Here is a 16,139-nt window from a genome sequence, read left to right as displayed (position 1 = left end):
TCTTTACATCGTTATTTTAATATTTTTTTAACAATTGCTTCATCATTCCTTAAAATTCCTTCCTTATAATTGGTCTATATAAAGCCATACTAAAAGGAGGAGGATACTAAATGTTCCTACAAAAGTTAGCTCAAGGTGGAATGATTACGATTGAGTACTATCGAAATGGAATTTTACGGAGCCTTAAAGGACGGGTCTATCATCTAAATCTCAAAAAACAAGTTATTTCTTTAATAGATGAAAAACAAGTCCTTCATTCTATTCGTTTATCTGGCATTAAACAAATTCATTAAGTCTAAAAAATAACCTCTTTACTTTAAGGTTATTTTTTTTGCCCTTAACTCTCAGTCAAAGATATACTAATAAAAGAAAAGAACCCAATAAATCAATTGAGTTCTTTTAAATGATAATAACTTCTTTTAAGAAGATTAGCTTTGATCTCCTGATTGTAAACCTATTTCCATGGTATTTATCTTTTGCTCAAGGTCATTAATTGAATCTTGTAAAGCCGCTTGATTCAAAGTACTGTTCAGTAGCTTATTTACTGTAGCTGCTGCATTATCGAGCGCAGTCCACTCTTCAAAATGATCAGACGATGCGATACTATAAAACCCTTGTATTCCCTGAATAATTTCCTTTATTTCTGGTTTCATTGAATCATAGTTTTTTTCAAATTGATATTGTTTAAGTAATGCCAAATGGTGTTTTATATCACTGACAGGGCTTGTGCTGCCATGATTCATTTTGTCATGGTACTTATCGTAAACCATCATCATATGCATTCCATGTGTATCATGAGGTCCCATATGGCAGTGAATCGGCCAAATACCAGGATTGTCCGCTTTCAGCAATAGATCATATTTCTCACCTGGCCCAATCGTAATGGAATCCTTAGACATCGGATTGGAGATGTCACGACCATCAGAAGCTACCACTTTAAAATGATGTCCATGGGTGTGAAAGGTATGAACCTCTGAACCCGCATTAATTAACCTGATCAAATAGGTGCCTCCTTCTTTCACATGAAGAGGTGGTATTTCTGGATATACTTTACCATTTATCATATAGTACTTTGCTTTTCGTTCGGTTGTATCATAATCACCAGCCAAGTGAAGATGCTCAGCTGCCGTACCCACATATTGATGCGCTTCTGTTCCTTCGGCTAAACTTAAAAGTGGATCCCTTTCTGAAAGGAGCAAAGTAAATTCCCCATCTGTCTTATATTTGGCTTGTTTTGGCTCTTCGATAAATGCTCCATATAAACCCATTTCAGGATGCCGATCCGGTTCAACATGACAGTGATAATAATAAGTACCTGCATGTTTAGCATCAAATTCGTAGGTGAAGGAATCTCCTTTCATGGTTGGATGTTGGCTCATATCAGGTGTTCCATCCCCTGCAAAACTATTGTCGATACCGTGAAAGTGAATCGTATGTACTTCTTTTTGCTGATTATGGAACACTACCTTAACGTGATCGCCCACTTTGACACGTATTTCAGGCCCAGGAACACTAGGCGGAGAAGCCGGAGCATTTTTCTTAGGATCCCATAAACCAAAGCCCCAAGAATATAGTGTTGTTCCTTGAGCCACTTCCTGTTCCATATCTGCTGCGTATAAATGAAACACCTTTGTTTCAACTTTATTTGGCTGGGCCGAGGCCGCTTTCAGTTTAGCACCTAAGACGAAAAACACTAGTGCTGCAAAACAACAAAAAATACAAATAAATATAATAATCGATCGCTTTTTCATATAAACGCTCCTAGTTGATAATATAATAGAAGGAATGCGGCTTTTAATGAACAATTAACTCCGGTAACCTGATTACCGGAGTTAATTGTTTAAGATTTATTTGTTACTTAAATCGCTTTTTACATCTCGATTTGTATTTTGTAAGTCTTCTAGAGAAGGTAACCCAGAGATATAACCTACTCCACCAGTACGATCAATTCCGATTTCTTTTTCCATCGCCTGTTCTAATTCAGTTTTATCTACTGCAGTAATCTTCTTACCTTCTAATTCATCGCCTGGATGCTGGAAATTACTCATAATATAAGAGAATCCATTACGGTTATCTGCAGCAAACAAACCTGTTGATTCCGCACCGGATGGCACAGATAAAATTCTTGATAATTCCTTTGTATCCACATTATAAGCCCAGACAAAGTTATTGGTATGCATTCCGCTATCCTCGCCAATAAATAAGGTCCTTAATGCTTCTGAATAGCTTAAATTATCAGTATTAGCTACCGAGTTCACGTCTGCTGTATTTCCATAAGCATCTGCAGATGGCATATCTTTACCTGCGATTAAACCAGACATACTAGCCGCCACATATTTACTATTAATCTTTTGACCTGTGCTGTCTTTTTGACCCTCAGTTAAATCTAATTGATAAGTAACACCTGATTTAATTTTTGGTAGTTTCATATCATCAACTGGATCGGCAGCATTTTCGACCATACCATTACTTTGATCGGAAATCGCAATGTAAACTTTTTTATCCTTTTCGTTTAGGGTCACACCTTCCATTTTGTTAAACTCAGATGTTGCCCCAAGCAGTGCTGCATAACGGCGGGACTCTAAAAACGCTGCTGCCTTTTCCATGCCAGGCTTAAGCTTTAAGTATTCTGTTTTTCCATATGAATATTGCTTGATAGCTTTAAAGCCCTCTTTTGGAACATCAGAAGTTTCAAAAATATCGCTGAACTTAATGCCGCTGTCGATAATATTTTTAACTTCCTTATCGGTTGAATGACCAAGTTTGATCCATTCTAAATTACCAGCTCCGCCATTTTCTGTGCCGGTTTGGTGGAATTTCGCTGCATATAGTGTACCAGCTGTAAGATCTTTTGCTTCATCCGCTACATACATAAACATAGTTGTATAGGAACCATCATCTCCAAAGAATGCTGTACGCTGATCAGGCATCATCTTCATTAATTCATGAGAGAAACGGCCAATACTATAATGTTTTGCAACAGAAGCCTCTCCATATTTATCTACTTTAATTTCAGGAATGAATCCATAAAAATACGGATTTGCCTTTGACTTGTCCCCAAAATAAAGCTTAGCAAAACTTTCTACCCCTGTTCTTGCAGAGGAATTTGGATCCAGTTCAAAACTGCGTGCATCTGGCTCATACTCTTCAGAACCTAAATGTGTATTCCATGGTGAAAGGGAACCGTTACATGGTATCCACAATCCATTAACACTTGAAAAATCAATTTTCTTAACCTCTTTAGGTGTTAATTCCCCAGTTTCTTTATTTTGTTCCAATGTAGATAATGACATGGAAGCAGGAACAATACCATATGCCGATTTACCGGCAGCATCAATTGTTTGGTATTCATAATGGGTAACCATGTATTGTTGTCCATGGATTGGTTTCAATAAACTATTAGAATCCGGAGCATCTGATACATAATATGTAGGTTTTCCTTCCACACTCGTATCCATAATTGGGTCACCATTGACATCGATTGGTGTGCCTGCAGGAATCATTTTCCCCTTGTTCTCGGCTACCTTATCTTCAGACTTAAAAAGCCTCTTATACGATAGTGGAAAATTCTTCACTTCACCATTACTATACTTTACATCCATAGATGCGTTCGTATAAGTTTGCACCATTTTATCAATCGTTTTCGGTGCTTCCATCCCATTAAACTTTACGGAATCAATGGTAACATGACCATTTCCTGCGGCTGCAGCAGGTGTTAATGCAGGAATAGTTAGTGCTAGTCCTAGTGCAATAGTAGTCGCTTTTTTGCTAAAAATATGTTTTCCCATTGTTCTCCCCCTGGTATTTAGAAACTTTTTGTTAACGTATCTATTAAATAAAAAAAATATTAACCTAGGGTTTCCGGATTGTTAAGGGTTAGTAAAGTTAGGTTAATTCCTTGTAAAGTTTCTCCATATTAAATTGTAAAAAACAGTAACTGAAATTATCATTTATTTAGAGCTCACAATTTAACTACGAAATTTATTACTATATTACTTAAACCCTGGGGGATATCATGAAAAATAAAATACTAGTGATTGATGATGAACCATCAATAGTTACTTTACTTCAATATAATTTAAGCCAGGCAGGTTTTGAAGTGTTAATAGCCATGGATGGTGAAGAAGGTAAAAGGCTTGCTGAAACGGAGTCTCCAGATTTTATACTATTAGATTTAATGCTGCCAAAGTTAGATGGAATGGAAGTGTGTAAGCAACTTCGACAACAAAAGATCTTGACTCCTATTTTAATACTCACAGCTAAAGATGACGCACTCGATAAAATATTAGGGCTAGAGTTAGGTGCGGACGATTATATGGTTAAACCTTTTAGTACGAGAGAGGTCATTGCGAGAATAAAAGCAATTCTTAGAAGAACCCAGGTTCAGACTGAAGCGGCTGACATAAAAATCGATGAAAAAGAATCTGTAATTGGTGAATTAATAATCTATCCCATGAAATTTGAAGCTTATTTCAAAGGAAACCTCATAGAATTAACTTTAAAGGAATTTGAATTGCTCGTTTATCTGGCAAAAAATAAGGGACGAGTTCAAAGTCGTGATGAATTGCTCAACGCTGTGTGGAAAAATGACTTTTCTAGCGATACAAGAATTGTGGATGTCCATATATCCCGTTTAAGAGAAAAAATAAAAGAGGAAACCAAGAAACCAGTTTATATAAAAACTATTCGAGGAGTTGGCTATAAATTGGAAGAGCCAAAATGTTAATGCACATGTAAAAGGCTGCCTTCCTCATTTTAAGTATGACAGCCTTTTTATCATCTTATCTAATCCAAGTAAATTAAGAGATATTATGCATTTAAATCAAGACGTTGTCCGGTTACAAGGTAAATAACATGTTCAGCAATATTAGTTGAATGGTCCCCAAGCCTTTCTATATATCTGCATACAAAAGCTAACTGCGTAATTTGATTTGTTTGTGACGGGTATTTCTGTATATAGTCCATTAATTCTTTAATTAACCTTCCATACATTTCATCTACTTTATCATCTTTCTCCGCACATTTTCTTGCCAACTCTACGTCCTCTGTTAGGAAGGCTTTTAATGAATCACTTAACATTTCTAATGCAAGGTCCATCATTTTTGGAATGTCGACAATTTCTTTAATATGTTTTTCTTTCCCAATATGCAATGTTGATTTGGCAATATTAACGGCATTATCGGCAATACGCTCAACTTCAGAAGAAATTTTTAATGCAACAATAATTTTTCTTAAGTCCCTTGCAACAGGTGACTCCTTAGCAATTAGTATTATCGCTTTATTGTTTATTTCATGTTCAAGTTCATCAATAATTGTATCATTATTAATAATTTCTTTTGCTTTTTCAATATCTTGATTTATGAGTGTATCTATACTTTCCTTAATAGCATTTTCCGATTTTCGAGCCATCTCTATCAGCATATCTTTTAATTGTTTTAAATTACTATCGAAATTAAATCTTGTATTCACCCTTTTCACCCCTATTAGCCAAATCTTCCTGTGATGTATCCTTCAGTACGTTCATTCCGTGGGTTTGAGAAAATCCTTGAGGTATCATCCAGTTCGATTAATTCTCCCATTAAAAAGAACGCGGTTTGATCTGAAACCCTCGAGGCTTGCTGCATATTATGTGTCACAATGACAATCGTATATTTTTCTTTCAGCTCTAATATTAATTGTTCAATTTTTAAGGTTGAAATAGGATCAAGTGCAGATGTGGGCTCATCCATGAGTAAAACATCTGGTTTTGTTGCAAGTGCCCTGGCAATGCACAATCTTTGCTGTTGTCCTCCAGAAAGTCCGAGTGCGGGGGCATCTAACCTGTCCTTTACTTCATCCCAAAGAGCAACGTCCATTAATGATTTAGTAACGATATCATCAAGATGAGTTTTTCTTTTAATTCCATGGATTCTTGGTCCATAAGCTACATTATCAAAAATGGATTGTGGAAAAGGATTTCCTTTCTGAAAAACCATCCCGACATTTTTTCGCAATTCTACAAGATCCATTTTTTCATTTAGAATATTTTGACCGTTATAATTTATTTCCCCAGTCATCCTTACATTTGGAACATAATTAATCATTAGGTTTAAAGTCTTAATAAAGGTTGACTTGCCACAACCAGAAGGTCCAATAATTGCGGTTACTTCTTTTTTGTTTATAGGAAAGTTTATACTCTTTAAGGCATGATGCTCTCCATACCATAGATTCAAATCGTTTATTTGAAAAACTTGTCTATGTACCGCTATGTTTGACATGCTCCCCCCCCTTACCCGAACCTTCCTGAAATATATTCTTCCGTTTTTTTCATCGAAGGATTTGTAAATATTTTTTCCGTGAGGTCATATTCAATTAAATCACCACTTAAAAAGAAGGCTGTCTTATCTGAAATACGCGATGCTTGCTGCATATTGTGAGTAACGATAATAATCGAATAGTCTTTTTTTAATTCCACTATTAGGTCTTCAACCTTCGCGTTAGAGATAGGATCTAGTGCTGAAGATGGCTCATCCAGAAGCAAAACGGTTGGTTTCATGGCGATTGTCCTAGCAATACAAAGACGTTGCTGCTGTCCGCCTGAAAGTGATAGTGCTGATTTTTGAAGTCGATCTTTTACTTCCTCCCACAATGCTGCCTTTCGAAGACTTTCCTCAACGATTTTATCCAGCTCACTTTTCTTTCTAATTCCTGCAAACTTTAATGCATGGGTAATATTTTCATAAATGGATTTTGGAAATGGATTTGGTTTTTGAAAAACCATTCCAATTTCTTTTCTTAATGCGACAACATTGATTTGATCTGATAAAATATTGATATCCTCATAAAGGATTTCCCCTTTTGCCTTTGCCCCAGGGATCAAATCATTCATCCTGTTAATACTGCGTAGAAAAGTCGACTTTCCACAACCGGATGGACCGATTAGCGCAGTAACTGAATTCTTATCAATATCCATTGTTATTCCATTTACTGCTCGTTTTCCGCCATAGAAAATCTCCAAGTTTTTCACATTTAATATATTTTGTTTCCTATTACTTTGTACAGTTTTCGATTCAACCGGTCTTTCTTTCGTTGCTGTCACCATACCAACTCACCTGCTTTTATTTAGTTGCCGTAATTTTCCGATGAATCATGCTTCCAATCCATCTGGCTAATAAATTAAAAATTAATACTGAGATGACTAAAACGGCTGCAGAACCGCTTGATACCTCTTCTACATCAGGAATTAAGCCTTGGGTATTAACAGACCAAATATGTACTGCCAGAGTTTCCGCCGGACGAAAGATATTTAATGGTGAGGTCTGTGAAAATGGATTCCAATTTGCATAATCAAGTCGCGGTGTAGATAGACCAGCCGTAAACAATAACGCAGCTGCTTCACCAAAAACACGACCCGCCGCTAGAATTATACCTGTTAAAATAGTTGGAAATGCACTCGGCAATATAACTGTTTTAATCGTATGCCAGTGAGTAATACCTAAGGCAAGGCTTGCTTCTTTTAACTCCCTTGGTACAGAACGAATTGCGTCCTCACTTACTCGAACTATAACTGGTAAATTGAATACGGTTAGTGCTAATGCTCCGCCTAAGATGGTGTAGCCCCAGCCTGTTAAATTAACAAACATTAGTAGACCAAACATTCCAATTACAATGGAAGGGAGTGACGCTAGAACTTCTACACAAGAACGAATAGTATCGGTAACTTTACCTGGTTTAGCATATTCAGCCATATAAATTCCCCCGCCGATACCTAAAGGTACAGCGATCAGCATGGTAATAAACAGAACATAAAACGAATTGAATAATTGATCCCGTATTCCCCCGCCGGCCCTAACATTGCTTGAGGGGGCTGTTAAGAAATTAAGGGATATGTTTTTTAATCCATTCACCAATATATAGTAGAATAAACCAACAAGTATCAAAATAATAATTAGTGCTATTAAGTAGAAGATACCTGAAGCTATTCGGTCAGCCGTTTTGGTATTCATTACATCTTCCTCCTTGAAGATAAGTAGCGTATGAGGAGAATAAATGCGAACGACATGACTAATAAAATTAATCCCATCGACCACAAAGTATTATTTTCTACACTTCCATATGTAGTATGGCCCATGTTTAGTGTAATAATAGTGGTTAAGGTGGCAGAAGCATCTAATAAACTCGAAGGCAAGTCCTTTACGTTTCCGATTACCATTTGAACGGCTAACGCTTCACCAAATGCTCTTGCCATGCCTAGTACAATTGCGGTTAAAAGTGTTGGCAATGCTGCTGGGATCAGCACTTTTCGAATCGTTTGCCATCGGGTAGCACCAAGAGCGTAAGACCCTTCTCTTAAGGTCTTGGGTAAAGAGCTCATTGAATCTGTTGCAATGGTTGTTACAGTCGGTAATATCATTACGGACAGTACAATGGTTCCCGAAAGCAAGCTAAAACCAAGACCTCCTACATTCTCCCTAATAAACGGTACTAATACTGAAAGCCCGATGAATCCGTAAACAACGGAAGGTATTCCCACTAATAGCTCAATAACTGGCTGTAATATTTTCTTTCCCCAGGATGGAGCAATTTCTGTCATAAAGATTGCTCCTCCAATTCCTAAAGGTGCTGCTACCAAAGCTGAAAGAAAGGTTACAGCAAACGAACCGAAGATGAACGGTAAAGTTCCATATTCTGGATTAGCTTGATTCGTTGGATTCCAATTCTTACTAGTTATAAATTCCATTAGGCTGACACCATTCTTAATAAAAGATTGCAGCCCTTTTATACCTAGAAAAATGGTGATAGCGATTGTGGCAGATATCATAATCACAGCGCATAAAATTACAAGGATTTTCCCCCTTAGTTCACCATCCAACCGATTATTACCTGATTTTAATAATCTATCTTTTGCAGAAACAATTTTTTCCATAACGTAACAATCACCCCTAATGCGTCATAAGGGTAAATGTGTACTCATCACATTTACCCTGTTACACCTAAGACTGTTGATTATTTATTGGTTTGATTCCCTTTTGCATCACGTTCTACTTTCATTTTCGTCACAGGTAAGTAGCCTTGTTCCTTTAACAAAGTATTCTGAACGTCGCCGGACATTAAATAGTCTAAAAATGATTTCGCCGCTCCACTTGGTTCTCCCTTTGTATAAGAATGTTCGTATGCCCAGATCGGGAATTTACCTGTCTGCACGTTTTCATCGGTTGGTTCTACTCCATCAATAGATAGTGGTGTTACTTTGTCATCTGTAAAATAAGAGAAAGCTAAATAACCTACTGCACCATCGGTTTCATTAACGATTTTTTTAACGGTATTGGAAGAATCTTCGGTAATTCCTTCCGCAGGTGTAGCACCATTAAGACCAAATTTATTAAACACCGCGCGTGTCCCAGAAGCATCAGGGCGGTTAACCAATACAATTTTTTGATCTTTGCCGCCAACGTCTTTCCAGTTTGTAATTTTCCCTGTAAAAACTTTAATAAGATTATCTTTTGAAATGTCTTTAATGCCAACATTAGGGTTAACTGCTGCGGTGATTCCAACAACCGCTATTTTATGGTCGACTAATTGATCAGCTGGAATGCCTTCTTTTTCTTCTGCAAAAACATCCGAGTTTCCGATTTGAACAGATCCCTCTGCTACTTGAGATAACCCAGTCCCGGAACCCCCAGCATTTACTTGAATATCTACATTTGGATTATTTGCCATAAATTCCTCTGCTGCAGCAGCTATTAGGGGCTGCATAGCAGAGGAGCCGGAAACAACTAAAGAACCAGAAACCTCTTTTCCACCTTTATCAGCAGTGTCTGTAGTATTATCTTTAGATCCACCGCCACATGCAGTAACAAACATCATTAAAGTTACGATTATCATTAAGTTGGTAAATTTTTTCAGATCTTTCATTTTTGTAAGTCCCCCCATGAATAGGTTATTGTTATTGTTTTCGACCGCCTTACAGTTTCATCAAGAACCTTTAAGATTAACTTGTAGAATTCGATGTAAGGATATAGCGGTGCTTTATTTTTGTTAGAAAAAATTTTTTCTCTTTTATATCATGTCTTCCGAAGATTTAATTATTAAAGAAATTTGTCTTTTTCATTAGTAGAAAAGTGTATTTTATTTTTTAAAAAAATCTATATTAATTAAGAAGAATACAGTTTTTTGTTTTCCATTTTTGATTATTAAGTGAGGGATTAAATTTGTTAAAAGATAACCAAAACAAAGATTCGGCTATGGTAGCAAATCAAAAAATGAGTGAAAAATTCAAAGACTATGGTGCAAGAGAAGCTTCCGAGGTAAATTCCGAGGCAGGTATGGCAAATCAAGAAATTCAGGACCAATTCTACGGGAAAACTGAAGAGGACAACCTCCTTCCTTTTCATGTTGATATAAACAATCCCCCAATAAAAAAATAAAACCTCAGCTATCTGAGGTTTTATTTTTTATGAGCGTTAAAACAGAGTAGAGCTCATCCTATTTAGAACCAAGTATATTTTTGCAATTTTTGCATATAAATAACTTAAAATAGGAATCTATTAATAAAGGATGAGATTCAATATTTATGAAACTTGGCTGTTTGGTATCAAAACTTAATGAGTTGACGTATTCCTTATTATTAGCAGGTTATAAAACTTGTCCATCAAATTGGACTAAAAAAGGTAAAAAAACTCTCTATCATTCTCTTTGGTTTGTTACAAAAGGAACTGGTGAAATCGTAATAAACGGTAAAAAAAATACATTATCCCCAGGAAAATTGGTCGTTTTTACACCGGGGATGATCTGCGATAAAAAAACCTCCCCAATCGACCCTCTGGAATTTTACTTTATACGTTTTACGCATGCCGGGGCATTTGAGAAGCAGGAACAATGGCATTTTAAACTTCCACAGGATCTTCCATTTCCATTACATGGAGTGTATACCATAAAAAACAGTGCTGGTGTTGTCCTTCTATTAGAAGAAATAAATCATTTAACAAAACGAAGAGGTGCAACAATCGCCTTTAAACAAAAGATTCTTTTTCAAGAACTGCTCCTAACTTTTATACAAGACTTTCACTCTCAAACCATTACAGGGGATACAAATCAAGTAATTGAAAAAACCATTGATTTCATAAGTAATCATTATAATCAGATTATAACCTTAACAGACTTGGCAAAGATGGCTGGCTTAAGTAAAAGTCATTATTCAAGACTCTTTAAAAAAAATATCGGATACAGCCCTATTGAATATTTAACCCATCTTCGGATCGATCGAGCAAAGGAGCTTCTCGCCCATTCAGATATAAGGATAAAAGAAGTTAGTCAAAATGTAGGATATGAGGATGAACTCTATTTCAGCAGGATTTTCAAAAAGATAGTAGGAGTCTCCCCTACTCAGTTCAGTGATGAACAAAAATTATTCCCTTTTCCATTAAAAAATTAAAAAAGGATGGCTTACTCAAAAGAGGTACCATCCTTTTTCGCGTTTATTTATACTTTTTCCTTAACCCGTGTTCCTTTTTTCTGATTAACACATAATTGATAGTAAGCTGATTGATTTCTTAACAGCTGTTGATGGTTCCCAATTTCTACGATTCTTCCTTTATCTAAAACAATTATTTTATCTGCATGTTGAATCGTGGAGAGGCGATGAGCAATAATAATCGTTGTTCGATTCTTGGACATCTCTATTAAAGTATCTTGAACTGCTATTTCTGTTTCTGTATCAATATTGGCTGTAGCTTCATCAAGTATTAGTACATCATTATCAGCAATCATCGCTCTTAAAAATGCGAGCAGCTGTTTTTGACCAGCCGACAAGATGGTCCCCTCCTCCCCAAGCATGGTTTCATATCCTTCTGGAAGCATTTTAAAAAATGAATCAATGTTTACAGATTTCGCTGCTTTTATAATGTCTTCATTACTAACATGCCGATGATTTAAGCGGATATTTTCATATACACTGCCTGAAAAAACAAATGGGTCCTGTTGAATAATGCCAATGTGTTTTCTAAGATCATTTAAATGAACATCCTTTATATTAATTCCATCAAGGGTGATGATCCCTTTTTGGTTATCATAAAACCGGTTAACCAGTTGAATAATCGAGCTCTTGCCTGCACCTGTTGCTCCAACAATTCCCACTGTTTCACCTTTTTTTATAGTGAAATGGATATCCTTCAATACCCAATCATCTTTTTCGTAAGCAAACCAAACGTTATGAAAAACGATGTTTCCATGGACCTTGTCAGGAAGGAACTTAGCATGAGCGGGATTTAGAATAGTCGGTTTGGTTTCTAGCGTCTCAAATATTCGTTCAGCTGAGGCAAGCGCCGCTTGAATTTGGTTAAATCTGTCTGCAAGTCCTCTGAGTGGTTCAAAAAATTGCCTTACATAGTGTGTAAATGCATATACGGTCCCAAAGGTAATACTTCCATCTAAAACACTTCTTCCGCCATACCATACTAATAGCGACAGCGAAATATTCCCAAAAAGTCCGATCGAAGGGTTAAAGATTGAATTTATAATAGTTTGACGCATTCCTGCCCGATAATGCGTTTCATTTAATTCATTAAACAGCTCCAATTGTTTTTCCTCACGAGCAAATAGCTGAATCACACTCATACCCGAGAGGTTTTCGGCAAGAAAGGAAAGTAGCCTTGAAAGAATTGTACGCAGATTCCTTTGGGTTGTCCGTAACACCTTTTTAAAATAAAAGGTTACGATTCCAATAACAGGGATGACTAAGAAGCAGATAAGTGTTAGTTTAACACTCATATAAAGCATCAGGATAAGAATTCCAACTAGAATAAGTACCTCTTTTACTAAATTAACAATGACTTGTGAGTAGAGCTGGTTAAGGGATTCGACATCATGGGTCACCCTTGTTACTAACCTTCCAATCGGATTTTGTCTATAAAATGACATCTGCAATCGGGAAAAATGCCGGAACAGTGCTTTCCGAAAATCGTAAATCACATATTGCCCAGTAAATTGAAGAGAGTTATTTTGAAAATAAGTACATATGGAAGAACCTATAATCAATAATAAATACAGGATTCCTAAATAGATTAACCCTTGATAATCATTTGTTCTAAATAAATTTACCTCTTTAGAATGTAAGAGAGTAATTGGATATGAATGACCGCTGATCTTAATTTCATTGTCTCTTGAATTGACTTGATAATCCTTACTCTGATTGAAACCTTTATTCCAACCATGAACAAGATAATAGGAATTTTTTATTGGTACAATAGCAACTTTTTGAGTTCCTGAGATCGGTTGAAATGGAGAAGCAGAAGGTTTTAATCTAAAATAAACGTTATGGTCCAAGATAGCTATTTCCTTATATGAGATGTCATTTTTTTTCAATAGTTCTTTCACTATGTGGGCTTTTGACTGCTGAGTTGAAATCATCGGGTCATATAATCCATTTATGTGGGAGTCAATCGCGATTTTCAGTATAAAGGGTTGCGCTAAGCTGGCTATAACAATAAATCCAGTTAACAGAATCGAAAATAAAATCAGTTTCCAATATGGTTTAGCGAACGATAGCATTCCTTTTACAAGTTGACGGTCAGCCATTTTCAGATGATTTCCCTCTTTTTTATTTCGAATCATTAGCCCCTCCTTCTTTTAATAAGAATTTTTCTCTCATGAATGGAAGGGAACTTGGACTGAACTAGTGTGTGCTCTGTTGTCTGCTGGTCATACATTTTTTTATAGATTCCATTTTCTTTTAAAAGTGTCAGGTGTGTCCCCCGTTCCACGATTTCACCATTATCCATTACAATAATTTGGTCAGCATCCTGAATGGTAGATATTCGGTGACTAATAATGATGGAGGTTCGACCTTTCATTTCGGTCCGAAGTGTCTTTAAAATATTCGCTTCTGTTTTAGAATCTACTGCTGACAGGCTGTCATCAAAAATGATGATAGGTGATGATTTAATTAATGCTCTTGCAATACTAACGCGCTGCCGTTGGCCGCCTGATAATGAAAGGCCTCTTTCACCTAATTCCGTATTGAACTTTTTTGAACAATCCATAATATCGTCATAAATGTGGGCTTGCCTTGCTGCATGATATATTTGCTCATCCTGGTAAGAATTTGGGTCAAAAGCAATATTATCTTTGATCGTCTCGGAAAATAAAAAATTGTCTTGCGGGACATATGCAATGGAAGAACGAAGTGTTTTTAATGGGACATCGCGAATATCGTGATGATCGATAAGAATTGTATCTTTAGGAGGATTGTATAAACGTAATAGTAAATTGACTAAAGTTGATTTTCCACTGCCTACTTTCCCAACAATGGCCAATCTGGTTCCTTTCGGTATTGTAACGTTGATATTGCACAAGGCATAGCCCTTGTTCCCTTGATATTTAAAAGATAGATTTCTAATTCTAATATTACCTTTTATAAAAGATAAAGGGACCACCTGTTCTTCATCTTTAATTTCGGGTTCAGTGGATAACACATGACGAATTCGGTAATCTGCGGCTTTTCCTTGTTGGAGTAGATTAATGACCTTACCAATGTTTTCAATTGGGCCTATCAACATGGATAAATAAGTATTAAAAGCGACAAAATCCCCAAGTGTGATGGTGCTTTTCATGACCAAAATCGAACCCACTACGATAGACAATAAATAACTAAGTCCAATAATCCCTTGACTTAGTGAGGTAAAAAGGGAGTTTGAGCGAATTAATTGTTTATTTACCTCAACGTTTGACTTATTTTCTTTTGCAAACTTCAATATTTGTTCATTTTCTTGAACATATGTTTTAATTACACTAATTCCGGAACAAAATTCTTGGACACGGCTTGTTAATGTGCCTATCGCCTCTTGTACTTTTAGAGAATGTGTTTGTATCTTAGTCCGAAACCGATAGGCAATATACGTTAATCCGGGTAAAGGTAATAAAACAAGGAGCGTTAAATAAAGATTAATCGTTCCAGCCATCATAATTACAGCAATCGTAATTAATACAGCTGCTTCTACCATTTGAAAAAAACCTTGCATGCCAATTTGCCTTAGAATATTTACATCGTTTACGGCATGAGCCATCAAATTCCCAATTCGCTGATTCTGGAAGTATTCTGCTTGCATTTTCTCCCAATGAGAAAACAATTGAGTCCTCAGATCCCGTTCCAAGATTCTTGACATTCGAAATATATAGATTCGTCCACTTGACCGAAACAAAAATGTACCAATTCCTAGAATTGTAAACCATAAGGCTAATCCCCACAGTTCCGAAACTTTAATGGATTCATTTTGCAGTCCATCTGTGAATTCCTTTAGTAACATTGGAACCCATAACTGTAGTATGAGTGAAATCGATAAAAGGATGGATCCAAGTAAATAACTCCACTTATGTAACAAAAAATGTTCTCTAAAGATGGAAGCATTTCTCATCGTAACCGCTCCTTCATAAAGGAATATGCTAAGGATATCCTAACTTTCTAACAATCACAATGGATTTCCCCATCATCTTTCATGGATTATCATGCTTTAAAACTAAAAAATAACCTCTTTCCTTGAATTCACGGAAGAGGTTGAACGTATATACAGAATGCTGAATCAACATATTTATAAATTACCTACTTGTCCATTACGGGCTCGCCTTAATTACATACACTAAATAGAATTCATCAATTAGGAGTGAAGAATATGTCTTCTAACATGTTGACAAATGTCAGATTTGCCTTGGCTTATACGGTACAAGCCATTCGATATACAGAAAGTGCGTTAATCTTTTTTCGGGAACTGACTGCTTTTCCTTTTCCTCCGAATCCGATAAAAGAACAATTCTACCAAGATGCGATTGATAGTCTTACTGAGTCCTATCTGGCCATTAAGTCTCTACCCTTTGATACTTATCTCCCAAGTGACCCCCTTTTTCCAAATATACCTGTAGCTCCTGAAATCCAAGATAATGACTTACTGATTAATCTTTCTGATAATCGAATTTCACTGGCTTTAAATAAGAATAACGAATCTATTAATAATATTAACCAAGCTATATTGTTAAGTAGTAAGAATGATAAACTTAATGGACAGCTTCTATTCATTAGACTTGAGTTAGAACTTGCAAAAGAATCATTGGTTGCAGGTATAAATGCTTCTGATTTTATGATGGGTTAAGAGACTCGTACTGTTCCTTTT

The 16,139-nt window shown here is 36.2% G+C and carries 15 protein-coding genes; 5 read left to right on the top strand and 10 right to left on the bottom strand.

The window, feature by feature from the left end; translation table 11 throughout:
- Positions 1-110 precede the first annotated feature (110 nt).
- Positions 111-293 carry a YolD-like family protein gene (locus tag COD92_RS11120; protein WP_098530605.1) on the top strand — a complete coding sequence of 61 codons (183 nt, stop codon included), beginning with the start codon at positions 111-113 and terminating at the stop codon, positions 291-293.
- Between the two features lie 135 nt (positions 294-428).
- On the opposite strand, the gene COD92_RS11115 is transcribed toward COD92_RS11120, so the two are convergent.
- Positions 429-1,751 carry a multicopper oxidase family protein gene (locus tag COD92_RS11115; protein ID WP_098530604.1) on the bottom strand — a complete coding sequence of 441 codons (1,323 nt, stop codon included), beginning with the start codon at positions 1,749-1,751 and terminating at the stop codon, positions 429-431.
- Positions 1,752-1,847: 96 nt separating this feature from the next.
- On the bottom strand, positions 1,848-3,788 hold the full coding sequence (locus COD92_RS11110) for a PhoX family protein (protein WP_098530603.1): 1,941 nt from the start codon (positions 3,786-3,788) through the stop codon (positions 1,848-1,850).
- A gap of 227 nt (positions 3,789-4,015) precedes the next feature.
- Here COD92_RS11110 and COD92_RS11105 point away from each other — a divergent pair, with 227 nt between their 5' ends.
- Positions 4,016-4,726, top strand: coding sequence for a response regulator transcription factor (locus COD92_RS11105; RefSeq protein WP_098530602.1), 711 nt, complete (start codon positions 4,016-4,018; stop codon positions 4,724-4,726).
- 83 nt (positions 4,727-4,809) lie between these two features.
- Here the strand turns inward: COD92_RS11105 and phoU are convergent, their stop codons facing one another.
- The 6 genes from phoU to COD92_RS11075 form a co-directional block, all read right to left on the bottom strand.
- Positions 4,810-5,469 (bottom strand): phosphate signaling complex protein PhoU, encoded by a 660-nt coding sequence (gene phoU / locus COD92_RS11100; RefSeq protein ID WP_098530601.1) that lies wholly within the window; start codon positions 5,467-5,469, stop codon positions 4,810-4,812.
- A 14-nt stretch (positions 5,470-5,483) separates the two neighbouring features.
- Positions 5,484-6,257: a phosphate ABC transporter ATP-binding protein PstB gene (gene pstB, locus COD92_RS11095; RefSeq protein ID WP_098530600.1), complete on the bottom strand. Its 774-nt coding sequence runs from the start codon at positions 6,255-6,257 to the stop codon at positions 5,484-5,486.
- A gap of 11 nt (positions 6,258-6,268) precedes the next feature.
- The gene (pstB, locus tag COD92_RS11090; RefSeq protein ID WP_098530599.1) at positions 6,269-7,081 is read right to left on the bottom strand and encodes a phosphate ABC transporter ATP-binding protein PstB; all 813 of its coding nucleotides are present in this window, start codon (positions 7,079-7,081) and stop codon (positions 6,269-6,271) included.
- A gap of 16 nt (positions 7,082-7,097) precedes the next feature.
- Complete coding sequence (gene pstA, locus COD92_RS11085; protein ID WP_098530598.1) at positions 7,098-7,985, bottom strand: phosphate ABC transporter permease PstA; 888 nt, start codon at positions 7,983-7,985, stop codon at positions 7,098-7,100.
- The gene (pstC, locus tag COD92_RS11080; RefSeq protein WP_098530597.1) at positions 7,985-8,905 is read right to left on the bottom strand and encodes a phosphate ABC transporter permease subunit PstC; all 921 of its coding nucleotides are present in this window, start codon (positions 8,903-8,905) and stop codon (positions 7,985-7,987) included. Before pstC ends, pstA begins: the two co-directional genes overlap by 1 nt.
- A gap of 80 nt (positions 8,906-8,985) precedes the next feature.
- A complete protein-coding gene (locus COD92_RS11075) occupies positions 8,986-9,894 on the bottom strand; it encodes a phosphate ABC transporter substrate-binding protein (RefSeq protein ID WP_098530596.1) in 909 nt (302 codons plus the stop codon).
- 296 nt (positions 9,895-10,190) lie between these two features.
- On the opposite strand from COD92_RS11075, the gene COD92_RS11070 reads away from it, so the two are divergent.
- The gene (locus tag COD92_RS11070; protein ID WP_098530595.1) at positions 10,191-10,406 is read left to right on the top strand and encodes a hypothetical protein; all 216 of its coding nucleotides are present in this window, start codon (positions 10,191-10,193) and stop codon (positions 10,404-10,406) included.
- Between the two features lie 146 nt (positions 10,407-10,552).
- Complete coding sequence (locus tag COD92_RS11065; RefSeq protein ID WP_098530594.1) at positions 10,553-11,413, top strand: AraC family transcriptional regulator; 861 nt, start codon at positions 10,553-10,555, stop codon at positions 11,411-11,413.
- A gap of 47 nt (positions 11,414-11,460) precedes the next feature.
- Here COD92_RS11065 and COD92_RS11060 read toward each other — a convergent pair whose 3' ends face one another.
- Entirely contained in the window at positions 11,461-13,590 is a 2,130-nt protein-coding gene (locus COD92_RS11060; RefSeq protein WP_098996327.1) for an ABC transporter ATP-binding protein, read from the bottom strand.
- Positions 13,590-15,389 carry an ABC transporter ATP-binding protein gene (locus COD92_RS11055; protein WP_098530592.1) on the bottom strand — a complete coding sequence of 600 codons (1,800 nt, stop codon included), beginning with the start codon at positions 15,387-15,389 and terminating at the stop codon, positions 13,590-13,592. The genes COD92_RS11060 and COD92_RS11055 overlap by 1 nt, the downstream gene beginning before the upstream one ends.
- Positions 15,390-15,644: 255 nt before the next feature.
- Here COD92_RS11055 and COD92_RS11050 point away from each other — a divergent pair, with 255 nt between their 5' ends.
- Positions 15,645-16,118, top strand: a complete 474-nt coding sequence (locus COD92_RS11050; protein ID WP_098530591.1) for a hypothetical protein — start codon at positions 15,645-15,647, stop codon at positions 16,116-16,118.
- The last annotated feature ends 21 nt before the right edge of the window (positions 16,119-16,139 follow it).

Source organism: Bacillus sp. AFS037270 (assembly GCF_002585305.1).
This window is presented reverse-complemented; position numbering and strand designations above follow the sequence as displayed.